We start from the raw sequence: 24703 nt of genomic DNA on the forward strand, positions 1-24703 counted from the left end.
TATCAACTGGACTACAACATACGAAAATAATAACCTATCTATTAATAAAAGCCCATAATGAGCGAAGGATGTCTCCTCTACAAATTATGAGCTTTCTCTTTATCTATTCCATTTTCCCTGGCGAATTATCAATTGATCGTTGTAAAAACTTCGCAAATTGCCCGCGTGTAACGAGCATTTCAGGCTCGAACTTGCCATTTCCCGTTCCAACCGCTACATTATTAGATTGCAACGCACTAATTGCATCTCTTGCCCAATGGTTTTCTTGTATATCTGTAAATGTATGTGGACTCTTTGTTTTCAACTCATATGCTTTCGTTAAAATTTGTGCTAATTCTGCACGAGTCAGTGTATCTTTCGGACGGAAGTTTCCATTTTCGTCTCCTTTAAAAATACCAATATTCGTTAAATGTAAAATTTCGTAAGGAAACATTGTTGATTTCCCACTAATATCTCCATATGGATTTTCATTAAACACACTTCTTTTTAAATGAAGTGCACGATGTAATACTGCCGCCGCCTGTTCACGTGTTATATTATCTTCTACACCAAACTTACCATTTCCATATCCATACATAATTCGATGATATACTAAATTCGTAATTTCATCATATGCCCAATGACCTGTTGTTACATCATCAAACTCTATCATAATATTAGGACCAGATTTTTGGGGAACATCAGTATTTGCAGACACACCATTTGCACTTACAAATATTCCTCCCATTAAAGTTAACGATGTCGCTATCTTTACTAGCTTTTTCATCTCTCTCATCTACCTTTTCCTTTATTTTCCTACCTTTTATATTGTACAAAAAATAAGGGAATTTGCAATAGAATACACCTAATTATTTACAATTAAGAATACAAACTTTCTTTTACCGCTATTTTTTCGTCCTTTGTTTTTCGAAAAGTAAATGCCATTCCTACAAATATAAGAACAATCCCTACTACTTGCATACTAGTTGGTCTAAATCCGGTAAAGACTGTATCTAATAGGATTGCAACAGCAGGATCTAAAAACACTAATACAGAAATTAATCTCGTCGATAAACCTCTTAAACTGTCAAAAAATAAGTAATATACAAATCCCGTATGTATAAGACCTGTCGCTGTGATCATCATCCAGTTCATCTCTGTTAACCCTTGAAACTTGCCAAAGTCTACGAATGGTAGCAATAAAAATATACCTAAAAATGTTTGTAAAAATGTCATCGCATATGCGCTCGTATGCTGAATTCCTTTTCCTAATAAAGTGGTAAAAGCATAAAATAATGCTGCAAGAAGTGCCCATACCATTCCAGATGACATCAGTTTTTCAAGCGATAGACTTCCATCTACTCCAGCTACTAAAACTGTACCGATAAAACAAATGACAATGGACATAACCGCAAACACTGTAAGTCTCTCTTTAAATACAATACTACCAATCATTAATACGATAATGGGTGCAAGATGATAAACTGAAATCGCAATTGTAATCGACATAACTTCAAACGCTTTAAATAAAAATACCCAGTTAAAAACGAGAAATACACCGCATGCTAATATTTGCATTACTTCTTTTTTATTCCATTTCTCACTTTTATACTGTCCTGTTACGAGCCAACATAATGCTAAAAATATAGTCGCACAAATGCAACGAACGAATACTAATTCAAAAGACGGTAAACCTGTTTGAGTAGAAAAAAATCCAATTGATCCGAAAATAGACATCGAAAGGATCATTTTTATAGCCGGCATTGATTTTTTATTGAACACCCTTTCTCTCCTCCTATAAACTATCTTTTACAAATGAAAAATCTCCAAAACATTACGTATTATTATATATTACAATCGGAAAATTGTAAAAAATTAGAATATATTAAGTGATAACTTCACAAAATTCCCATAAAAAAATCATCCTTTGTTATATAGGATGATTTTTTTTATTTATTGAATGGGATTTTTCTATATTAAAACTTAAATATACTACTACTTTTGAAGAGTAAATTGGGCAACTATTTGTTTTAATCCTCCTGCTGCATTATGCATATGTTCAATTGAAACCGAAATCTCTTGAACAGATTTTTCTTGCTGTTGAATAGACTCTTTTACCCTATCAGTGCGGTCAGATGATCTTTGGGATATTTGAGCCATGTCTTCTGCAGAAGCCGAAATCTCTTCACTACTCGCTGCAATTTCATCTGTAGACATAGATACCGTTTGAATTTGCTCAGATACTTGCTGTACTTTTTCTGTAATTTTTCCAAATACTTTTTCTGTATGCATTACTACTTGTGTACCTGCCTGTACCTCATTATCTACTTTCCCCATCATATGTACCGTATGGTTCGTTGTTCCCATAACTTGAGTAATAAGCTTCTCAATTTGTTTTGCAGAATCACTAGATTGTTCTGCTAATTTTCTTACTTCATCTGCCACAATTGCAAATCCTCTACCACTTTCCCCAGCACGGGCAGCCTCAATTGCGGCGTTTAATGCTAATAAGTTAATTTGAGAGGTAATACCTTGCATAACATCAATGATTTTAACAATTTCTTCTGATTGTTCTTTCATAGTCTCTACTTGTTTCACACCGTTATGTACTGAATTTTGGATTGTATCCATCTGTTGAATCATTTGTTTCATTAATTTGTTACCACTCTCTGCATCTAATGCTGATTGAGCAGACAATTCATTTACAGAGGATGATGTATTCACTATACTCTGCATTCCTTGTGTCAACTCTTCCATCGCACCCGCAGTTTGCTCCATTGCTTGCATTTGACTCTCTGCGCCATTTGCAACTTCTTCAATATCTATAGTGATTTTCTTCGCTGCACCACTAGATACTTCCGATGCAGATACTACTCCGTCTGCATGTTGGAATAAAAGCTGAATATTATTCTCTACTTCTTGCATATTTGTTCTTAGCCCTGCAATCATTTCGTTAAAATCACTTACTAATACACCTAATTCATCCTTAGCATTATACTCACCATGTACAGTTAAATCTCCTTCTTTTGCTCTTTCCATCATACGACTAACCGTTTGTAAAGGAGCAACTATAAGCTTGCTAATAATATAGCTTACTATACATATAATGATTGTAGTAACTACTACAAGAATGATAAAAGTAATAACGGACCGATCTATCATTTTTTGAGAATCTTTAAATACTTGGTCAGCTAAATTTGAAACATACGCTTCTAGATCTACAGCATAACTAGCTAACTCTACTCCCTTCGGTTTTAATTCCTTATGAAATTCGTTTACCATTTGAGATTCATTTGTTCCCTTCGCTTTATCAAACAACTTCTTATATGTCTCCATATAACTTGGCAAAGATTTCTTCATCTTCTGAAACAGTTCATCCTCTTGCTTACTTAAATTGAAGCCATCATCATATTCTTTTAATAAAGAATCATATTTTTCAAGATCCTTTTCAATATTACCAATAATCCCCTCTTTATTTGTCCCCTCATTTGGTGACGCTGTAATTAATTCTAGTAAGTTATACTCTAGTGAATTTTGTGTACGAAGCATTCCTTCTAATAAAACTACAGAATGTTGATAATCATCTACTACAACCTCTGTATCATGCTTAATCTTGTTAATAGAATTAATTGCTACGCAGCTCATAATTACCATGCTCAATACTGCTAATGAAATAAGCGATAATAATTTATATTTCACTTTTAAATTTTTTAAAAAATACATTTTTTCACCTTTATTCCTTTATATATAGATTTTTAGAATTTTATAGCTTATTATTTATAAAATCACAATAAAAAGCAATGATAAATATTTCCAATACCAAACTTATATTTCTATAAAAAAGAAGTAGCATAATCGCTACTTCTTGTTTTTTTGTTTCTCATATTGTTCAAACGTATGAATTCTTTCGAAAATTGGTGGGTGTGTGTATAAGAAAAACTTCACTAACGCAGGCGGATTCACTTGGCTTAAACTCGTCTTTGATAAATATTGAAACGTTTTTACACCAGATTTCCCGTCTTTCGTCATATGTAAAGCGTATTGATCTGCTGCTCGTTCTTCTATACGAGAAACGTAGTTTGTTGCTGGCTGTGATGCAAAAGAGAGTACAGAAGAAATTAAGAAAAATAAAGGTAAAATTGAAAAACATGCTACTTTTGAAATTTGCAGCGTATCTCCCCATTTTCGAATACACATATTGATAATACGACTAATGAGATACATCCCTATAAACGATAGCAACACATAACTCGCAACGCCCCAATATATATGTTTCATAACATAATGCCCTATTTCATGGGCCATTATAAATAAAATCTCTTTATCTTTTAATTGCTTAAGTGTTGTATCCCACATTACAATACGAGCGTTAGGGCCAATTCCTGTTACATATGCATTTAATGCATTCGTTTTTTCCGACATATTTACTTCATATACATGTTTAGCTGGAATATCAGCTTTTTCTGCTATCGCTAAAATTTTCGTTTCTAATTCTTTATTTTTCAGCGTCGAGAAGTCATTATAAAGCGGATCAATAACGACCGGCTGTATAAATGTTAAAAAGATTGTAAATGGAACAGAGAGTGCCCATCCCGCTAGCCACCATCTCTTCGGGAATTTACGGATAAGCCATAACAGAACAGTAACTACGATTAACATAGTCGCATAACTTTCCCAAAAACCGATAACATGATCTTTTATCCAGCTTTGTGTACTTTGCGTTGAAATGCCGTAATCAACGGACACTTTTCGGCTAATCCATTGCATCGGCAGGGCAAGAACTGTTGTGAGTAGTGATAAATAAAAGAAATAAATCGCAACTTGCAGGACACTTATTTTCGTCGTTTCCTTCGACCATTTCTCAAACTTTCTTGAAACACCGAGCACAAGTACAAATAATAAAATAATCCATTCAAGAGGCGTCGCTAAAAAATACAGTAAATTTTTCACGCGCGAATAATCTTGGCTTAGCGTAAGCTCTCTCGCATTCATAAACGTTTCTGGATCTGCACTCGTTCCTTTATACATGTCCGGAATCAGTTCATGATTCCATCCAAATAAATACCAATATATAAGCAACGCAAACCCAACGTACAAAAAAAGCGACCACCCAATAACCTTCCTCACGCTATTCCCTCCTCTATGCTGCCTGTCTATTATTATTGTAAGTTCGTACATGCTAAATTAGAACAAGCTTATTATGCGAATTGCTCGCGAGCCTTTTATTTACATAAAAAAACTCTTCTACAAATAGAAGAGTTTTACCTACCTTTAGACACTTTCTTCGGTTCATACTCTGGGATAAGAAATATACTTACAACCCAACATATGAAACCAGCCCCTTTTATATAGCGTATATATTCATAGTCTTGAAAAAATAACGTCGTTACAATAAGCGTAAAAAATCCAACTAAAACTAGTACGTATCCTATTTGCTTCTTACATAACGTGCCCCCTTAAGGAAGTACATCCATTAATAAACTAAAATCTTGTAAAGAAAAAGAACTATATTTCATAATACCTTGTACAGCTAAAAGTAAAATAAGACCGGTCACACACATATAATTAATGCTTTCTTCACTCTTTTTTTCAGCAACTACTCCGCCACTTATACATAATATCCCTAACAAATGGAGCGCTAAATACATAAAGAAATAAGCTTCCTCCCAGCGAAGAATAACATTGACTGTCGTTATCAGCACAATACTAAGCAAAATCAAATAAAAAAACTTATTTGATGATATTGTTTCATTCATATAATTTTATACATCCCTTTCAATTGCCTTATTCATCTCATTTATCCCGCTATTTGCGGGCAGTAAAACTCCCACATCAAAATTCAGTTGGAGCAAAGAAGTTAGGTCAGAGTCGAGCTGTCCGTAAACGCCAGATTGATGATGGCTAATTATAGTTTCACTTTATCCCCCACTACATCTGAAAAACTCTTTTCTTGCTCTACATATATAGCTGGCATTTCTTTACTCCAATATTTGCGGTTAACAAATAAAAAGATGAGTACTAAGTTTAATCCTGTCATAAAAATAATAAGTCCTGGAAAGAACGTCGTATAATTTGAGAAATCTGCAAGACTTATTATCTCTTCTTTATTTACTAGAAAAGAAACGCCGATTACAAATGCATTGTTTAACATGTGAATAGCAATTGGCATAAGTAAACTATTCGTACGAATATATACGATTGATAGTACAACACTAAATACAACTGCGCCTAGGAAATCAACGTGTAACAACGCAAACAACATCGCTACTACAATGATCGCTATACTCGTTCCCCATTTTGCGGCGAAACGTTGCAGTAAAAATCCGCGAAAAACAAATTCACCAATAATTGGTGCGATGAACACGACCATAATAATTTGATATACATATCCCCCTGTGCTATCAATAACCGGTTCACGTAACGCGTTCATAATAAATTCGGGTGTAATCCATGCAAAACTATACATGTACAAAATAAGATATCCATAACTAAACACGGCTAACATAAGTGCAATGTATAAAACTTGCACCAGGTTAAATGTTTCATTTTTATTAATAAATAATGAAAATGAAACACGGTGTTTTCTATACTCAAAAAAAATCCATGTAATCGGAAGGATATAGAATATAAGAATATTTATAAAAGTAGAATTTTGCATATGAAATGTATTTTCTATCAATTCATTACTGACTCTTGCAACTAAAGTTAATAGTGCAAATACAATTAAAAAATACCTAACTCGCATCGTTTGAAACGGATTCACACTCATCTCCTCCCCTATGTTACTTTTATCATATCATTTGATTCTTAATTTTTTGAGAAAGAAAACCTTAAAATTTCCTTAAAAATTCCATAAGTTACCGAAAGATGATATGATATTCGAGGAAATTAGGAGGGATTTTTATGTATGAAGCAAATATTTTGCTCGTTGATGATGAAACAGCAATTTTACAATTACTAACTACCATTCTTAAAAAAGAAGGTTTTTCTCATATTACAACTGCAACATCGGCTGAAATAGCTTTATCTCTCACGCAGCAAAATGAATACGATTTAATTATTTTAGATGTCATGCTTCCTGGACAATCTGGTTTTGATATTTGTCCAATCATTCGCCAGAAAACAGATTGCCCGATCTTCTTCCTCACAGCTAAAACATCTGATTTAGATAAAATATCTGGATTTTCACACGGTGCAGATGATTATATTACGAAGCCATTTAATCCACTTGAAGTAGTAGCTCGTATGAAAGCACAACTCCGAAGACATATGAAACAAGCAGTACCACACGAACAAAAAGCACAATCCAGTTCCTTTGGTAGATTTGAAATTGATCGATATTCCGCAGAGCTTACAGTAAATGGACATGTTGTCGAATGTTCCGCCCAGCTATTTCAGCTATTACTCTTCTTTTGCGAGAATCCGAATTACGTATTTTCGAAAGAAGAAATATACGAGAAAGTTTGGGGAGCACCTGCCTATAATGGCGATGATAATACCGTCATGGTCCACATTCGAAAACTACGTGAAAAAATTGAACAAGACCCAAGTAAACCAGAATATATAAAAACCGTTCGCGGACTTGGCTATAAGTTCCTTACAAAGTAGGGTGACGATATGAACTTTAATAAACGACTTATTATTCAGTTTATCATGCAACACGTATTCGTTTTAGTTACATTACTGATTGCTGTAGTAGCGGCTTTCACGTATTTAATTTCTCTTGTTACGAGTACTTCATACGAACCGAACATTCCAGATTCTGACAATTTTATGATTGCAAGATATATCTCTTCAGAAGATGGCGAAATTTCGTTAAAGGCTGAAGTAAAAGACTTAATTAAAGAGAAAAATGATTGGATTCAAGTTGTGGAGGAAAACGGCAAAGTTCTCTATCACTTTAATACGCCTAGTGACGTGCCAACATCTTATACGAAATCATCATTATTCTCGTATATACAGAATCATATAGAAAGCCCTTATACATTTACATATTGGGAAATTGAATTAGAAGAAAAGAACGTACTTGTTATTTACGGCGGTATGTTAAAAAGCAATGCAGTACTAAAAACAATCCAGAAAACGCACCCTTCTGTATCTACGGATTCGTTCACATTAACAGAAGAAGAACAGCAGCTACTTTCTAAAGAAAAAGCAACACTTCAAATCTTTAATAGCGTTGGCGAAGAAGTATTCTCCTATCCAAACGGAAAGAAAAAAACATTTTCTGTTATACAAGCCGCTCTTAGTGAAAAAGAACCGTGGAATCATAAAGAAAACACGTCTAGCTTTTACGACACAAATAGCAATCATCTTCTCGTTGTAACTGCCAAAAATGAGCACTACTACCCAGATGATGAAATAGACGATGTATTTGCTAAAAAGTTTCTAATCGGATGCGGATTAATCCTTCTTATCGTATTTGTTTATTTAGTCATTCTTTCTATTTGGTACGGTAATAAATTTGGAAAACCGTTATTACATGCGATGCGCTGGCTTAAAAACATAGCTGGCGGAAAGTACGAAGAGCCCGTTAATAAAAAAGGGAAACCTGTCAGGTTCCGGCGATCTGGTAAAGAAAAATGGTCATTCCGCTTATTTAGTGATGTGACAAATTCACTAGAGCACCTTTCTATTACACTCAAAAAAAATGATGCAATGAGGCAAGTACTGCAGCAAACACGTGAAGAATGGATTACCGGTCTAACGCACGATTTAAAAACGCCACTTAGCTCTATTTATGGCTACGCATTATTACTAGAATCAAAGCAGTACAACTGGACTGATCGTGACATTCAACAATTCGGCAGCGTTATGAAAGAGAAATCGCAATATATGACGACATTAATTGATGACTTAAGCTTAACGTATCAATTAAAAAATAACAGTCTTCCTGCGCAGCACGTAAACATTGAAATGAATCAATTCGTTCAAAAAGTATTATTACAATTTATTAATAACCCGACACTTCAAAATCAAAATATTGAATTCGTACCAAGCTCAAACAAAATTCAATATTTCATTGAAGAAAAATGGTTCCAGCGTATTATCGAAAACTTACTCGTAAACGCTGTAAAACATAATAATGAAACGACAAACGTCATCGTAAAACTTTCACAAAACGCTACTTCATTTACACTATCTATTTCAGATAATGGAAAAGGAATGGATGATAAAACGAAAGAGCTTCTATTTGAGCGATATTACAGAGGAACAAATACAGAAGAAAGCAACATCGGAACTGGACTTGGCCTCGCTATTACGAAACAGCTCGTTCATGCTCATAACGGAACAATTTCTATTGACAGCGAACTCGGAAAAGGAACGACAATTATACTTGTGTTTCCGTTTCGTTCGTAGGAAAGGCGCTATGTGGCGTCTTTTCTTTTTTCATTTCTGGGGGACGTCGGTAAATGAAATTATACCGGCGATTTTCTAGATATATCGATTTGTCGACAAAACCAACAATACTAATCTACTTCTCCTACTATACAAAATAAAAATAAAACTATTAACAAATACATTTCTAAACTGTTATACTATAAATAGAAGTATAAACTAACTAAGTTTTGCATAAAATGAAGTAGACGAGGTGCTTCCAACACCCCGTCACTGCAACTAATTACCGCCAGGTGGAAGGTTGCAACTAAAGCTTATTTGCGTTTAGAAGACTTCCCACGCTTCGCAGGCAGACGGGTGGTCTTCTTTTTGCGCTTTTTTGCCGTTAATTTCTTAAATCCCATAACTATACCTTCTCTAGCTATAGTTTTTGTGATTTCCAACAAAATTTGCAAAAGAAATTCCATATGATTACACCTCCTTTCTTCATTAAATGAAGAAAGGGTATAACCTTCCACCCGCAATATTTAATTGCTACTTTATTTTACCATTTTTAAATGTATTACAAATGAGGCAATACAAATTTAACAATCCACTCATAAAAATAACCTTTCACAACTCACTTTGAAAGGTCATCTCCATATTTTAGCTATTTCCCTACTAACACAAACACATTCTAATTTTTTGAACATCTTCCCATTCCCCTTTATAAAAAAGCGAACCACTCAGTGGCTCGCTTTTCTTTCTATTATTTCTTCTTCACTGGTATCCAAAGTTCAATTTGAGCGAACTCGCTTTTATCTGCATGGGAACGCTCATCGTATAGTTCAAATTCATTAACGCCGCAATGTTCGTATCCTGAATGCGGGAACCATTCTGAGAATACTGCATTCCACGTTTGGTGAATAGACGCTACCATTTCTTCATGAGGAACTTTCGGCGTTGTAAATACAGCATACGTCGCTGCTGGGAAAGTACGCTTCGCAACTTCATTTGGTACATTTTCAAAACCTGTAACTTCCATTCCGATAATATAAGTGAAGTCCCCTGTTTCTAAATTAAAATCAGTACATAATCCAAGCTCTACCCATTGGCTCGTATCTTTACGATTCGGAATCGTTGTTCCAAGATCTTTTTGTAAATATTCTTGCCAAAATGCTGGGATGTCTTGATGGTTTTTCCCTTCTTTACTTGTCGTCTTCAGTTCATAACCTGCCATTAAAAATTCTGGTTTATTTACAATACGATATTCCATTTGTATGCCTCCTAAATACGGATTTAATTTTCTTTGCTTTACATTTACGCTGTAATACATCGGCGTTTCAATTTCTTGTTTTCGATATTCACTCGGTGTCATTTGAAATATTTTTTTAAAGGCTCTCGTGAACGTTTCGTGAGATTGAAAGCCATGCTCAAATGCGATATCAATAACTTTTTCATCCGTATGAGAAAGTTGATAAGCTGCCCGGGCTAACCTCCTCTTTCGAACATACTCCATTACTGTATCACCTACTAACGCCTGAAATACACGATGAAAATGCGACTCCGAAAAACCTGCAATACGTGCTAAATTACGCAGCGTCTGTTTTTCCATGACATCTTCTTCAATATAATCAATTGACCTTTGAATTTGTGTTTCATAGCTTTCCATCTCTGTTCACCCGCCTTATATGTATTATGATAAAAGAGAATCCTATCCAATTCTTGACGTTTTTTACTATAATTTTAAAAACAAATGTAACTTTTTTATATGTATTTCGTTGTTATGTATGAAGGGAGGGAAATGTAGTGAAACGCAAACAATCATTAGAAGAAATTTACTCCGAACATATGCAAGATTTATCCCACTTTAATGGGCAGTAAGACCCCCACCTCAAAATGCAGCGAAAGCAAAGAATTTAGGTGGGGGATCAACTGCCCATAAAAGTCCGATTGGTTCAACTAATAATCAGTGGGGATGAAGAAAACCCCCACTGATTAAAGTTTCACTTTATTTCGCTATCTTCTCTCCCTAACCGGAGATTCCCACTACGCGGAAGATCTCATGCAAGAAACATTTTATCGAATGCTCGTCCATATTGACTATTATAAAGGAGAAGAAATTAGGCCGTGGTTATTTACGATTGCCTACAACGCCTTTATCGATTGGTATCGAAAAGAAAAAAGATATAAAACAACGACAGTTGAAGAATTCCATTTACCGAACGTACCAAGTACAGAGCACTCTTATTTCGTAAAACACGAGATTGCTAGTTGGTTAGACAGTTTATCTTCTCTTCCTCTTGAAAGACGAAATGTCCTGTTACTACGAGATTACTACGGATTCTCGTATAAGGAAATAGCCGAAATGACTGGTCTCTCACTAGCGAAAGTGAAAATTGAATTACACCGAGGACGAAAAGAAACGAAAAGCATAAAGGAGTGATAATAATGGGTTGTACAGAGTTTAAAAAACTGTGGGAGAAATACGAAAACGGAACGCTCACGCATGATGAACAAGAGCAGTTAGAAAGTCATATTGAGACATGTGAAGAGTGTGAAGTTTACTTAGATGCGCTGCTTTCGAAGAGTGAACCGATAAAGAAAAGACTACCACCACAAAATCTGAAAGTCCCGTTTTGGAAAATAAAATGGAAACAGCGTTGGCAAACCGTTAGTTTTGTCCTTGCCGTTTGTATAGCAATCTATTTTGTTGGTCATTTTTCATCTTCTTTTTACTTCTATAATATGAAAAAATTAACTGAATTAGATGAGATTCCAGCACTCGCACTAGAAGCAACAATGCCAAATAGTCGTTCCGCTGGAGGAAGTACGAAGGTTAAACCCTTTTTCCGTACAGAAAATGAACTGAATTTATATAAAACGGTCGGCAAAAAAGAATTTCTAATCGGGACAGTAACAACGCGTAGTTTCTTATCATCTGTAACTGCCAAAAATCCATCTTGGGAAAATAAACCCTATTCAAAAAAACTTTCCTTTGTTCATCCAAAAATCAAGGAAGAAGCTTCTTTGAAAGAATCATCTAAAAAAGTGTGGGATACACTTGGAAAGATACATGAGGGGACCGTTGCAGAAGTAGCGATATCTTTCGATAAAGCTTACACTTTACAAGAAGTCGAATCCATTCTATATAGCGCATTTGAAGCACAAGAAATGCCGCCAACTCCTTTATGGTACGCTTTAGACACAGGACAAGAAAGAATAAATGAAGACGATTTCATCTTGCATAGCGGAGAGGTTATCGGATTTCGAGAACATATAGATCTTCCTGAAGATGAAACAAAAAAACTACACACAAAAGAAGATAAAGTAATTGAAATGATGCGCATTCTTTCTATAAATAAAGAAACTGTAAGTAAAACGACTTGGACTCGTGAAAAAGATCTAAACTTAGATAAGCGCTATCAGTATGTAAAAGATAACGGCGTTAAAGTATACGGCATGGTCATTACTGGCCCGTCGAAAGAGTTATTAAAATTACAAAACTCGCCTCACGTTCGTTATGCGACTCTTGGGGATATTGAGGTTTGGAATTGGTTTGATCAGTAATGAGAAAAAGGAGAGCAAAGTGATGCTCTCCTTTTTTAATCCGAAATCACTTTCACATACATCCCTTTCACCGCTTTTTCATAAGCGATCTCGCTCATCTGTCTTATTTTTTCCGATACGACAGACGATTGAACAACTTCACCTTCACGAAGGAATGGAGGATTAATAAGACGAACTTTATTTTTCTGATACAAATCATAGTCGTTTCTATCTTCTTTTACCTTTACATTCGGATGAACTTTGCTTAATAAAGCACCTACTTCTTGATCTTTACATAGCTGTAATTTCGAAATTAATTCCTCATCTTCAAGAAGAAAGTCATCTGCATGAATAACCTTTTTATGTAGAGCTAACTTTAGCGTTTTCGCTAACATATCATTTCCGTAAATATTCATTGGCTTCATAAAGAAATCGATTACTTCTTTGTAATACGTTTCTGTAAACCATTCAGCCATTTCGATATTTTGAAGAACCATCTTTCCATCAACTGCGATTAAATCATCTAAAAAATCTTGAGCTTCTTCCAAAGAAATATATCCATATGTATACATATCTCTCAATGTATAATCCACTCGATCTGCGCATAATTCCGGCGCTGACCTTTCCAGTAACGTCCACTTCGAATCATCTAACAAAATATCTTCATAGTTATAGCCATACTTCGCAAGGATCGCTGGAATTTCTGAGTTTTTCACGACAGAACTAAATATCTCTTCATGATAACTTTCATTTCTATTATCAAAAACGTAATCAATCACATGAGAAAAAGCAGTATGTGATACGTCGTGCAGTAAACCTGCCATTTGCTCTTCTACTGAACCACCGAGTTTTTTTATTAACAACATAACACCAACTGAATGATCAAAACGTGTTACATTCCATTTCTCATTCATTAAGTAACTTGCTCCTGCTTGATGAATTCCTTTCAGTCTTTGCACAGACTTACTTAAAATTAATTCTTCTAACACTTGATCCACTTCAAATTCTCCGTATAGTACATCTGATATGATCACTTATAATCCCCCTTTATTTCAGCCATGTCTTATAATCGTACCTCTTTTATGAAATTAGCACCAACAGAGATATTTATTGTTATTTGTTTTTATTGAAAAAAATAGAGAGCCATCAGCTCTCTATTTTATAATCCTATTCAAACGTAACTTCCACCTGTACAATCTCAGATCTACTTCCAAGTCTAAGCGGTGGTCCCCAAAATCCGAAACCAGAAGAAACAATAGCGTGGAATGCACCTTTTTGTGCGTATCCCCAGTCTAGTTCGTACATTCTTCTCGTTACAATATGATTCGGCGCCATTTGTCCACGGTGCGTGTGACCGGATAATAGTAAATCTACGCCAGCATCCGCTGCTTGTTTTAATTCAAACGGTTGGTGATCCATTGCGATAACTGGCATGGATTTATCCACTGTACTCATAAGTTTTTCAAAGCTTTGGCGATCTCGCTCAGTTTTATCTCTTCTTCCAACGAGATAAAACTGAGCTTCAATTGTGATCACTTCATCTAACAGAATACGAATATCGATTTTATCCATCTCTTGCAAAAATTCCGGAACCGCTCGTCCGTAATATTCGTGGTTTCCTAACACACCATATACGCCTAATGGAGCTTTCATTTGTTTCATAATATGCCCCATATTTTTTTGAATGAACACACCTGGATGATCATCGATAATATCACCAGGCAGTAAAATAATATCAGGCTCCATTTCATTTACATGACGAACAAGCCTTTTCAAATGCGAAACGCCAGATAATTTACCAAAATGCATATCAGAAGCCATCGCAATGCGTAAGCTTTTACGTCCCTCTACTTTTTTCGGTATATGCACCTCGTATTTTCTTACTACTGGGCTATATGCGTTGAATACTCCATACGCAAAGATAAAGATAAATGCAACTAACACAGCCGTTCCTGTCCAAATAATTGCCGCTTCTTTCTCCACTGAAAACTGTAAAAGAAAGACTGTAATATTTGCTAACGGCAATAACATAAGCGCATATTGTATGACCGCAAACCAAATTGAACCTATCGTTCGTAGAAATGGCAAAAACTTAAACACTTGTACGAGAATGTACGCATATGAAATAAAACCGACTACGAAAGCGTAATATCCCCAAGATTCCCAGCCGAACACCGCATGAAGCCAAACCCATCCGTTCCAGCCAATGTAAAACATGAGTAGTGTGTATACAATTAAAATAGTAAATATATTGAGATACCGAAAATTTTTCACTGATAGCCTCCTTCTTGATTTCTTCTATTATATCTTGTTATGCACGTTTAACGTAAATATTAAGCACAGCAACCTTCACAATAAAAACCTCTAACTGCTAGATGCAAACCTAACAATTAGAGGTGCCATTCAAAACAAAATTACTTTTACAGATTTTCGTTATAGAAACTTGTTAATTTTTCAACTGCAATTTTTACTGGTTCTGGTTGGTCATATAAATCGTAATGACTCGCCCCTTCCACAATAAGTAAATCTTTTTTCTCTGAAGCTGCTTTCTCATACAGCTCATGACCATCTTTATAAGAACCGAATGTGCCTTGCTTGCTGCCGACAATAATTTGCAACGGCTGTGTTAATAATGTATCTGTTAAATGGAACGCATCAAAACCAATTACCGATCCCATGCTCGTAAAGTTTAACTTATTTGGAGAGTTAACACTTTGCCCTCGCGGTGTTGTATAATACTCAACTGCTTCTACAATATCTATATCCGTCATACCTGCTGCCTTTAATTCCTCCTGATTTTTAGGAATCCAGTTCGTAATCATCGCCTCTGCCCCGCGTGCTTCAGCAGTACGTTGTTTACCAATCGCCTCTAGCACCCCAATCGGATCAGCTTCACGGTTTAATCGCCCGATATTTGCACCGACAACTGTGCCGACTGCTTTAATACGGCGCTCTGTCATTGCAGCACTTACCGCATAACCTCCTCCTGCACAAACGCCTAACACACCGATACGTTCTTCATCTACATAAGGAAGGGTAGTTACATAATCTACTGCTGAGCGAATATCTTCAACGCGCGCAGCTGGTTCTTCCATATATCTCGGTGCCCCTTCACTTTCACCTTGATACGATGCATCAAACGCAAGCGTTACATAACCTCGTTCTGCTAACTTCTCCGCATATAATCCTGCTGTTTGATCTTTACAGCTACTACCTGGATGCACACAAACAATCGCTGCATTTTGTTTCTTTTCCTCAGCACCTACAGGAATATTTAAAATGCCTGCAACTCTTAATCCTCTTGCATAAAAATGAACATTTCTCTTCGTAACTGCCATATATAAAACCACCCTTACTTTATTTTTAATTTACACTTGTGAGATTTAATACTCACGTGTATATTTATAATAAAGCGAGCAACTACTTGTTTCAATGACCACATTTACGCATTTGGGTAATAATATACACATAACGAAATATGTGTATAAACAACGGAGGAATACTATATGGAGAAAGTCGATCGAAGAATTATAAAATCACAAAATGCCATTCAATCCGCATTTATCGAAATGTTAATTGAAGATGGCTTTGATGAAATTACAGTAAAAAACATTACAGAAAAAGCAAACATCGGGAGAAAAACTTTTTACTTACACTATCTAGATAAGTACAATTTATTAGATAAAATTGTGGACGATCATTTAGACCAATTAAAAGAAATATGCTACAAGAAGCAAAAAAAAGAGTTTATAGAAGGAACGATCATATGGTTTGAATACTTCAAAGAAAACAAACCATTTTTCGCAGCATTATTTAGAAGCAACAGCACATTATCATTTCAAAAAAAGTTATTAACTTTCATCATGGGCGAACTAGAGAAAAAACTAAATGCAAATACATCAGTAAATAAAAACATTGATACACACATCGTCTTAAAGTTTTTAGGAACAGCTGTCATGGGTATTTTGGAATCTTACGTGTTGGATGAGATTGATAATGATGTTGAGTATGTTGCGATGCAGGTTGGGGAGTTAATGAAGAGGAATATATAACAATGCAAAAAGGAAGATTTGAAGTTCAAATCTTCCTTTTTATTTATACAAAATCTAGTATACGTTTTAATTTATTTCTTCAACTTATCTGTCTTCGCAATAAATTGTGCTGCTTCCGCACGGCTTACCGCTTTATCTGGAGCCCAGCCATTATCTGTTCCAACTGAAATGTTTTCTTGGATTAAAATATTGGCATACTTCGCACCCCAATGATTGTTTAAGTCAGCAAATTCTTTTGGTAGTTTCATATTTTCATTTCTTTCTAATTTATATGCATTTACTAGCATAGAAGCCATTGATGCACGATTAATAATTCCGTTCGGATTAAAGTTACCTTTCTCATCACCTTTTACAATACCTGCTTTTTCAACAGCAGCGATATATGGAGTTGCCCAGTGATTTTGTGCGTCAGGGAATGATGGCTTTGCATCTTTATTAATTTCTAACCGTAAAACAGTTGCTAATATTTTTGCAGCTGAACTACGATCGATATTTTCAGCTGGAGCAAATGTACCGTTTGGCTTACCGTGCACTGCTTCTTTATCTACTAAATATTGAACTGATTCTTGTGCCCACGCTGGTACATCTGAGAATTTAGGCTTCTGTTCAATTGCACTTGCATCGATTTCAAACTGTAGTTGATATTTATGATCGTATTTAATTGCTGGAATTAATATATGCATTTGCATATTATACTTTTTTGAGAACTCCCCAATTTCAAATTGAACAACTTTCGTACCGTTATTCGCTTTATCTTCGGAGATTACTTTTACATCATGGAATGTTCCTGCTTTATTTGGATCTTCTACTCTAAGGTACTGAAAATAGCTACTATCTTGAACTGTTAACGTAACAATTTTCTTATCACCTTGAATGGTTACTTTTGGATTTTTTAAATATGTAGACGCAACTGATGTATCATTCGTTTGATCTTTATAAGTCTTTAAAATAACGTCATACGTGCCTTCCGCTAGTTTGCTATTTGCTTTCATTTCTACTGCCGCTTCTGCTTTCGCAATCGGTGCCATAATACCACTGAATGGAACTGCTAAAGTTGCTGCTATAACGAACGCATTAACATATTTTTTCTTAATCATTATCAATACGACATCTCCTTTTATATGAATATACCCAACATAACTATCATATTGATAATGATTATCAATGTCAAATAAAATTAATAATACTATTTCCTACATAAGTACGCCTTCCGCTCGTTTTTAAAAAGTAAATAATGCGCCGTGTGAACTTTTCTTTCCAAATAATCAATAGAATACGAGCTTGATGGATCCACTAAATCACCTATCGCACCTGAAAGATGATCAATGACTTGCTGCAAAATTTCTAAGTTTTTCTTTTCACTTTCTGCGTTCATTTCATCCATAATGTCACAAATAAGGTATTGAACTCTCCGTAAACGTAATTCCTTTTGCTCCACGTATATCTCCTCCTTATTAGTCATATTACGGTTTAAATATATGGTGCTATAGCTTAACCAATTCTAAAAAATACAAAGGCAACCACCTTCATAAAGATGGTTGCCCCCCCATTTTTAAACTTGCATCGCTTTCTCTTTTAACGCTCTTCTTAACAATTTACCTGTCGTATTCTTTGGTAATTCTGTTAAAAACTCGATACTCTTTGGTACTTTATATTTTGCTAAATGTAATGTGCAATAATGCATAAGTTCCTCTTCTGTTACGTTAGCTTGTTTCAAAACGACGTATGCTCGTACTGCTTCTCCTAAGTTTTCATCAGGAACGCCAATTACGACAACTTCTGCTACAGATTCGTGTGTATACAATACTTCCTCTACTTCACGAGGGTATACGTTATAACCGCCAACTAAGACGATATCTTTTTTACGATCAACGATATAGAAGTAACCTTCTTCATCCATTTTCGCTAAGTCACCTGTATACAGCCAACCATCTTTCAATGTCGCTGCTGTATCTTCTGGCGCGTTATAGTATCCTTTCATAACGTTAGGCCCGCGAACAATTAATTCACCGACTGCACCGACAGGTACTTCTTCCCCAAGTTCGTTCACAATTTTATTTTCTACATGCCAAATATTTGTACCGATTGACCCAGGTTTACGCGGACGATCTAGCGGGTTAAAACAAGTAACTGGTGATGCTTCTGATAAACCGTATCCTTCTGAAACGATTACGTCAAAACGTTTTTCAAAGTTTTGCAGAAGAGCAACTGGCATTGACGCACCACCTGAAATACAAAGACGAAGCGTCTGCACATCTTCTGCGCTTGCTTCTTCGAATAAATATAAATAATTGTACATCGTCGGTACACCAGCAAAAATCGTTGGCTCGTACGTGCGACAAATACGGAATACTTCTTTCGGACTAAATTTCGGTAACATTAAAATAGTTGCTCCGTTCACAATTGGTGCATTGACCGCCACTGTTAAGCAAAATACATGGAACATCGGCAGTGCCGCAACGACGCGATCATCAGCCGTATATTGTAAATATGACGCCACATCGCTCGCATTACTATATAAATTTTTATGTGTTAACATAGCACCTTTCGGTTTTCCAGTTGTGCCTGAAGTGTATAGAATAACCGCTACATCTTCTTCATCTAGCTCTGGGCCTTCATAAGTTAAATCTCCATCCCCTATCATTCTCGTAAACGTTTTCATTTTTTCGGTTTCTGTATGGTTAAAATCTGATGAGGTTTCGCATATGATGATATTTTCAAGTGAAGGAAGTCTTGTTGTAAGAGATTGTATAACAGGTAGAAGGACGTCGAGTACGATGATTGTTTTTACATCTCCATTTTGTAAAATATAATGCATTTCGTCTGCTGTATAAATTGGATTAACTGGAATGACAGTTGCTCCAGCTTTCATTGTTCCGTATAAACCGACCAAAAAATGTGGTGAGTTTCCAACAACTAATGCGACATTGTCCCCTTTTCCAATGCCCATTTCTGCTAAATTGCTAGAAAACCTTGTGACCATTTTGTTTAATTGGTCATACGAGACCGACTGATCCATAAATATATAAGCCGGTTTATCCCCCTTCTTTTTCGCCGTTTCAGCCAAAGATTGAACGAGATTCACACAAACCCCACCTTTATAAAATTTAGAATATTTAAAAATTCTAAATTAATTATATTAAAAGAAAATTAAAGTGGCAAGTGATATTTCATTAACTGCATATACAAGGATCACCTCCTGTTGATTCACTTTAGAAAAATAAGGGAATTCTATGTGCCTACACATTATGAAACTAAGGCTAAAATCATTTCAGGATAATATGCACTCATCTTTTCACTAAGTTTTTCTAATTCCTTTTTATTCAAGCTCGTATGCTCCCCATACAAGTTGATTGCATCCGCTCCGTGTTCATGAAAAAACAATGTAACATACAATGTCGGTAACCCGGTATTGGCCTCATCTATTGACAAGACAAGATCTGGCGTTTTATTCACCGTACTAAAGGCTTCATTTCTTTTCCATTTCTTATTTTGAAACATAGTTTGTATATCATCTATCTTTCGTTTATTATCCGTATGCGTAAAATATATGACATTATCCTTCCCTGGCCTTCCAATCGATAAAAGTGTGCGACTTGAGGAAGTTTCATCGTTACAGGCTGTCATTCCGATGACGAAGCTGAGCAATAATGCAACGTACATTACCCTTCTCATTTCAATTCGCCTCCTTTTGAATATATATATTCCTTTATAAGGGGCAAATGTCCTGTGATTTTATGGTAAATGAAATTATATCGGCGATTTTCCAAATATATCGACTTACCGACAAAACGTGACAATCTACGCAAAAAAGAGGCTGCCCGTTACGGCAGCCTCCCTTATTTTTAGAAGAATAAATGTAAGAAATCTTCTGTTGTAATATTACCGAAGTAGCGTTTAATATCTACGCCTTCTAAAGCTACAGTGAATGCATCTTTATCAAATTGTACACCTGTTAGACGCTCTTCAATGTCATGCACATCTAATGAACCGAAGAAGTCACCGTAAATTTTACATTCTGTTACTGTTCCTTTTTTCACTTCAAGACGAACGTCAACTTGTCCAACTGGGAAGCGGTGTGAATGTTGTAAATTGAACTTCGGAGATTTTCCGTAGTTCCAGTCCCAATTTTGGTAACGTTCTTCAGATAGTTTATGGATTTCTTTCCAATCCTCTTCTGTTAATTCGTACGTCGGGATTTCTGTTTCCCCTTCGAAAATTGTTTCTAGAAGAAGTTGTCTAAACTCTTCTGTCGTCATTTTTTCGTTTAAGAACTCTGTAATGTTCGCAACGCGGCTACGGATTGATTTGATTCCTTTTGATTGGATCTTATCCATTTTTACTTTTAACGCTGATACGACGTGATCGATTTCAGAGTCAAATAGTAACGTACCGTGACTGAACATACGACCTTTCGTTGAGAACTGCGCGTTACCTGAAATTTTTCTGCCTTCAGCTAAAATGTCGTTACGACCACTTAGTTCTGCATTTACACCTAATTTACCAAGCGCTTTCGTTACAGGTTCTGTGAATTTTTTGAAGTTGCTGAAACTGTCTCCATCATCTTTCGTAATAAAGCTGAAGTTTAAGTTTCCTAAATCATGATATACTGCGCCTCCGCCTGATAGACGACGAACGACATGAATTCCTTGTTCTTTTACGTAATCTGCATTAATTTCTTCTACTGTGTTTTGGTTTTTACCAATGATAATGGAAGGTTCGTTAATGTAGAACAGTAAATATGTTTCGTTAATATCTAAATTCTTCACACAATATTCTTCAATTGCTAAGTTTATTCTAGGATCTGTAACCCCTTTATTATCAATAAATAACATCATATCACCTCATGAGTTCCAAATGTAACCACTATGCGCTAGCGTAATATGGCCACTGAAAATTTGTTTTGCTTCTGTTACTAAATCAGATGGGTTGCCTGTATGCGGTAAGTGCGTTAATAAAAGCTCTTTTACGTTCGCATCTTTCGCAATACTTGCCACTTCTGTACTATTCATATGTCCTGCTTTTGCTGCTTCTTGATGTGCATACATATTACACTCACAGATGAAAAGATCAGCATCTTTTGTGAATGGGATAAATTCAGGAATATAACTGGAATCAGCGCTATATACTACAGTTTCACTACCAGCTGTAATACGCATCGCAAAACATGTAACAGGATGAACAGTTTTTAAGAATGAAATCGAGAACGGTCCAACTTGAAGTGTTTCTTCTGGATTGTACGCGATTCCTTTCGTATGTGGTTCATGCGTTAAAGAATGGAATCCATTCTCGTCAAACGTATGACCGTATATTGGTAATTCCGGTAGTTGTCTCTTTGTCGCACTCGTAATTAATCTCGCATATTGCAATACCCCAATGTCTGCAACATGATCGTGATGATAGTGTGACAGTACTACTGCATCTATATCAGATGGTGTTATATATTTTTGAAGCTGTGCTAGTACACCACTACCACAGTCTACAAGTAAACGAAAACCATCGTGTTCAAACAAATACCCCGACGTTGCTTCTCCCGCTTCTGGAAAGCCGCCCCAAAAGCCGACAACAGTCATTTTCATATGTATCCATCCTTTCTAAAACCGAGTAGGAATGCATGTTTCACTTACATTCTACATTGTTAACTATAATCCATTTCCTAAACTTTTTCATTATTTTTCACTTTTGTTATAAAACAGCTGTTGACTTTTGTTTTTTGTACTAATACAATGATAGTAAGAAATGGAAATGGAGGGATTGACATGATCGATCAACCAATGGAGTTTTTCAGAAATTTACCGACAAAAACTTGTGCACATTGCGGGAAAGAAATTGATGAGCAGCACGAAGCATACCATAACAAATGTGACGATTGCGTTCACGAAGAATAGTAGTTTGTGAACATAAAAAAACCTAGCAGACATAGTCTACTAGGCTAATAACATCGTATCCTTCTTCATCGTCGAACCTTTCACCAAGAGCTCCAGTTCAAACTCATACAATTCTTTTTTTCGATAATTTTTCGTATGGATTTTATCCATCATCAGGTCGACAACTTTTCGGGCCATCTCATCGATTGGCTGTTCAATTGTTGTAATACCTGGCTCTGTAATCTGTGATAAAATTTGATTATCAAAACCGATAACAGCGAGATCATCTGGAATGCTCCAGTCATGGCGTTTCGCCTCTGAAATAATTCCAGCTGCTACTTCATCGCCTCCTGCCAAAATCGCGGTAGGATTTTTTTTGTCCTTTAATACTTCATGGAATATTCGTTTTCCATCTTCCCAAGAGAAAGCGTTTTCAAGAAAATCGATCGCTTCTACTTGGCGGCTCTTCTCAGTTATTGCACGTAAAAAGCCCATTTTTCGCTGCTGACTAACCACTTTGGTTTCGTTACCACGACAAAAAATAAGATTACGATATCCTTGTTCTAACACATGCTTCGCAGCTATGTATGCTCCTTGTGCATGGTCAAACTTCACCGTTGGAACATTTGCTTCCTCAATATATTCATTACATAACACGATTGGACCGTGCTGTAAGTATGGTTCTACATCTTCCCATGGATTTTCTAGTGAACATAGAATAATCCCATCTACTTGCTTCGTAGATAATAATTGTAAATACTCCATCTCTTTTTCCGGTAAATATCTTGTTTGACAAATAATCAGTTTATATTTATGTTCAGAAGCAGCAATCTCGATTGCTTCGATAAATCTACTGAAGAAAGGATTTGTAATCCTTGGAACTAGCACCGCAATTGTTTCCGTCTTTTGTTTACGAAGCCTTCTCGCCGCAGAATTAGGAACGAAACCTAAATGCTTCATTGCTAATTGAACCCTTTTTTTCTTCTCATCTGAAACATATGGATGATTATTAATCACCCTAGAAACCGTTGTCCTTGATAACCCCGCTAATTTCGCCACGTCCTCTATAGTCGACACGAAATCCTCCCCCTTTGCATGAAAACGTTTTCTTAAACTGATTATATAGTATATTATTGGAAACTGCAATATGGGTTGATATGATTTTACTATATTAATATTATACATAGGGAAAAGTCTGTTAATGGGAGGAGAATTGATACTGCTTTTAGAAGTTTACAGTAGGCATAAAAAAGATGTACATAACATTACGTATATACATCAGCTTATTAATACGTCCTTTATAAAATCAAATTTTAATCTATATAAAAACCCATCAATACGTCATCTCCATACGATCCATCTTCATATTTAATTTGTTTTCTTTGTCTTCCTTCTTCTACAAATCCCATACGTTTGTACACCTTAATCGCTCTATCATTAACAGAAACTACGCCTAAACAAATTTTCTCTAAACCTTTCTGCTCTTTAGCCCAACTAATAAGAAATTCAATTAGTTTCGTACCAATGCCTTGATTACAGTACGCCTCCCTAATCCCCATTCCCATTGTACCTGCATGTCGTAAGCGTTCTAGTTCATATCGATTGAAAATTAAAAAGCCAACCACTTTTTTATCTACTTCATAAACTATGTAAAGATTACCTTTTTCATTGCTTTTCCGTATCTTTTCTCTTTCTGCATTCATATCATTTGGTAACTTCTTTGGAGATACTATGAAAAACTTTGTAGTAGTTTCCGATAATATAATTTCTTTTCTAATATCTATAATTGATTCTGCATCAACCTCTTTTGCTAACCGTATCATTGAATCACCTCGTACTTTTTCTTTTTAAAAATAATATTACAACTATAAAACGCTCAATATGCAATATTACATATTGAGAATCTTTTTACTCTTGATAAAATATTCATATATCAAA

The 24703-nt window shown here is 35.6% G+C and carries 24 protein-coding genes and 2 pseudogenes; 6 read left to right on the forward strand and 20 right to left on the reverse strand.

All coding sequences use genetic code 11. From position 1 onward, the window contains the following. Positions 1–103: 103 nt before the first annotated feature. The 7 genes and pseudogenes from QCI46_RS21985 to QCI46_RS22010 form a co-directional block, all read right to left on the reverse strand. Positions 104–775, reverse strand: a complete 672-nt coding sequence (locus QCI46_RS21985; RefSeq protein ID WP_353841378.1) for an S-layer homology domain-containing protein — start codon at positions 773–775, stop codon at positions 104–106. A gap of 83 nt (positions 776–858) precedes the next feature. Then, on the reverse strand, positions 859–1761 hold the full coding sequence (locus tag QCI46_RS21990; protein WP_137011512.1) for a DMT family transporter: 903 nt from the start codon (positions 1759–1761) through the stop codon (positions 859–861). Between the two features lie 213 nt (positions 1762–1974). Continuing rightward, positions 1975–2928, reverse strand: a complete 954-nt coding sequence (locus QCI46_RS29915; protein ID WP_442752377.1) for a methyl-accepting chemotaxis protein — start codon at positions 2926–2928, stop codon at positions 1975–1977. Beyond that, positions 2923–3702, reverse strand: a pseudogene (locus QCI46_RS29920) (MCP four helix bundle domain-containing protein); the annotation flags it as partial. The gene QCI46_RS29915 and the pseudogene QCI46_RS29920, both read right to left, overlap by 6 nt. A gap of 135 nt (positions 3703–3837) precedes the next feature. Beyond that, positions 3838–5106, reverse strand: a complete 1269-nt coding sequence (locus QCI46_RS22000) for a M48 family metallopeptidase (protein WP_353841380.1) — start codon at positions 5104–5106, stop codon at positions 3838–3840. Between the two features lie 329 nt (positions 5107–5435). Further along, on the reverse strand, positions 5436–5735 hold the full coding sequence (locus tag QCI46_RS22005) for a hypothetical protein (protein WP_060489277.1): 300 nt from the start codon (positions 5733–5735) through the stop codon (positions 5436–5438). 149 nt (positions 5736–5884) lie between these two features. Next, the gene (locus QCI46_RS22010; protein ID WP_353841381.1) at positions 5885–6748 is read right to left on the reverse strand and encodes a CPBP family intramembrane glutamic endopeptidase; all 864 of its coding nucleotides are present in this window, start codon (positions 6746–6748) and stop codon (positions 5885–5887) included. 134 nt (positions 6749–6882) lie between these two features. Between QCI46_RS22010 and QCI46_RS22015 the strand changes: the two genes are divergently transcribed. Both QCI46_RS22015 and QCI46_RS22020 read left to right on the forward strand, forming a co-directional pair. Then, positions 6883–7587 carry a response regulator transcription factor gene (locus QCI46_RS22015; RefSeq protein WP_353841382.1) on the forward strand — a complete coding sequence of 235 codons (705 nt, stop codon included), beginning with the start codon at positions 6883–6885 and terminating at the stop codon, positions 7585–7587. Between the two features lie 9 nt (positions 7588–7596). Then, positions 7597–9339, forward strand: coding sequence for a sensor histidine kinase (locus QCI46_RS22020; RefSeq protein ID WP_353841383.1), 1743 nt, complete (start codon positions 7597–7599; stop codon positions 9337–9339). 293 nt (positions 9340–9632) lie between these two features. Here QCI46_RS22020 and QCI46_RS22025 read toward each other — a convergent pair whose 3' ends face one another. Both QCI46_RS22025 and QCI46_RS22030 read right to left on the reverse strand, forming a co-directional pair. Beyond that, positions 9633–9785: a hypothetical protein gene (locus QCI46_RS22025; protein ID WP_000394950.1), complete on the reverse strand. Its 153-nt coding sequence runs from the start codon at positions 9783–9785 to the stop codon at positions 9633–9635. 281 nt (positions 9786–10066) lie between these two features. Continuing rightward, positions 10067–10969, reverse strand: a complete 903-nt coding sequence (locus QCI46_RS22030; RefSeq protein WP_144613426.1) for an AraC family transcriptional regulator — start codon at positions 10967–10969, stop codon at positions 10067–10069. 339 nt (positions 10970–11308) lie between these two features. On the opposite strand from QCI46_RS22030, the pseudogene QCI46_RS22035 reads away from it, so the two are divergent. Then, positions 11309–11743: pseudogene (locus QCI46_RS22035) on the forward strand (RNA polymerase sigma factor); the annotation flags it as partial. Positions 11744–11748: 5 nt separating this feature from the next. After that, positions 11749–12867 carry an anti-sigma factor gene (locus QCI46_RS22040; protein ID WP_353841384.1) on the forward strand — a complete coding sequence of 373 codons (1119 nt, stop codon included), beginning with the start codon at positions 11749–11751 and terminating at the stop codon, positions 12865–12867. 35 nt (positions 12868–12902) lie between these two features. Here the strand turns inward: QCI46_RS22040 and QCI46_RS22045 are convergent, their stop codons facing one another. From QCI46_RS22045 to QCI46_RS22055, 3 genes are all read right to left on the reverse strand, one after another. Further along, the gene (locus QCI46_RS22045; protein ID WP_353841385.1) at positions 12903–13880 is read right to left on the reverse strand and encodes an HD domain-containing protein; all 978 of its coding nucleotides are present in this window, start codon (positions 13878–13880) and stop codon (positions 12903–12905) included. Between the two features lie 133 nt (positions 13881–14013). After that, the gene (locus tag QCI46_RS22050) at positions 14014–15120 is read right to left on the reverse strand and encodes a metallophosphoesterase (RefSeq protein ID WP_353841386.1); all 1107 of its coding nucleotides are present in this window, start codon (positions 15118–15120) and stop codon (positions 14014–14016) included. 146 nt (positions 15121–15266) lie between these two features. After that, positions 15267–16184: an alpha/beta hydrolase gene (locus QCI46_RS22055; RefSeq protein WP_353841387.1), complete on the reverse strand. Its 918-nt coding sequence runs from the start codon at positions 16182–16184 to the stop codon at positions 15267–15269. A 168-nt stretch (positions 16185–16352) separates the two neighbouring features. Here QCI46_RS22055 and QCI46_RS22060 point away from each other — a divergent pair, with 168 nt between their 5' ends. Next, on the forward strand, positions 16353–16898 hold the full coding sequence (locus QCI46_RS22060; protein ID WP_353841388.1) for a TetR/AcrR family transcriptional regulator: 546 nt from the start codon (positions 16353–16355) through the stop codon (positions 16896–16898). Between the two features lie 71 nt (positions 16899–16969). On the opposite strand, the gene QCI46_RS22065 is transcribed toward QCI46_RS22060, so the two are convergent. The 6 genes from QCI46_RS22065 to QCI46_RS22090 form a co-directional block, all read right to left on the reverse strand. Continuing rightward, on the reverse strand, positions 16970–17995 hold the full coding sequence (locus QCI46_RS22065; protein ID WP_353841389.1) for an S-layer homology domain-containing protein: 1026 nt from the start codon (positions 17993–17995) through the stop codon (positions 16970–16972). Positions 17996–18084: 89 nt separating this feature from the next. Beyond that, a complete protein-coding gene (locus QCI46_RS22070; protein ID WP_000435468.1) occupies positions 18085–18336 on the reverse strand; it encodes a hypothetical protein in 252 nt (83 codons plus the stop codon). A 114-nt stretch (positions 18337–18450) separates the two neighbouring features. Continuing rightward, positions 18451–19983 (reverse strand): fatty acid--CoA ligase family protein, encoded by a 1533-nt coding sequence (locus QCI46_RS22075; RefSeq protein WP_353841390.1) that lies wholly within the window; start codon positions 19981–19983, stop codon positions 18451–18453. A gap of 161 nt (positions 19984–20144) precedes the next feature. Further along, positions 20145–20573 carry a hypothetical protein gene (locus QCI46_RS22080; RefSeq protein ID WP_098115920.1) on the reverse strand — a complete coding sequence of 143 codons (429 nt, stop codon included), beginning with the start codon at positions 20571–20573 and terminating at the stop codon, positions 20145–20147. Positions 20574–20743: 170 nt separating this feature from the next. Continuing rightward, a complete protein-coding gene (gene lplA, locus QCI46_RS22085; protein WP_353841916.1) occupies positions 20744–21733 on the reverse strand; it encodes a lipoate--protein ligase in 990 nt (329 codons plus the stop codon). A 9-nt stretch (positions 21734–21742) separates the two neighbouring features. After that, positions 21743–22477, reverse strand: coding sequence for an MBL fold metallo-hydrolase (locus QCI46_RS22090; RefSeq protein ID WP_353841391.1), 735 nt, complete (start codon positions 22475–22477; stop codon positions 21743–21745). A 180-nt stretch (positions 22478–22657) separates the two neighbouring features. Here QCI46_RS22090 and yhfH point away from each other — a divergent pair, with 180 nt between their 5' ends. Further along, positions 22658–22786: a protein YhfH gene (gene yhfH / locus QCI46_RS22095; RefSeq protein WP_000567010.1), complete on the forward strand. Its 129-nt coding sequence runs from the start codon at positions 22658–22660 to the stop codon at positions 22784–22786. A gap of 39 nt (positions 22787–22825) precedes the next feature. Here yhfH and QCI46_RS22100 read toward each other — a convergent pair whose 3' ends face one another. Further along, a complete protein-coding gene (locus QCI46_RS22100; RefSeq protein WP_087984685.1) occupies positions 22826–23842 on the reverse strand; it encodes a LacI family DNA-binding transcriptional regulator in 1017 nt (338 codons plus the stop codon). A gap of 236 nt (positions 23843–24078) precedes the next feature. Next, positions 24079–24588 carry a GNAT family N-acetyltransferase gene (locus QCI46_RS22105; RefSeq protein ID WP_064476871.1) on the reverse strand — a complete coding sequence of 170 codons (510 nt, stop codon included), beginning with the start codon at positions 24586–24588 and terminating at the stop codon, positions 24079–24081. Between the last annotated feature and the right edge of the window lie 115 nt (positions 24589–24703).

The organism is Bacillus cereus group sp. RP32 (genome assembly GCF_040459735.1).
In the GTDB taxonomy this organism is placed as follows: Bacteria; Bacillota; Bacilli; order Bacillales; family Bacillaceae_G; genus Bacillus_A; species Bacillus_A wiedmannii.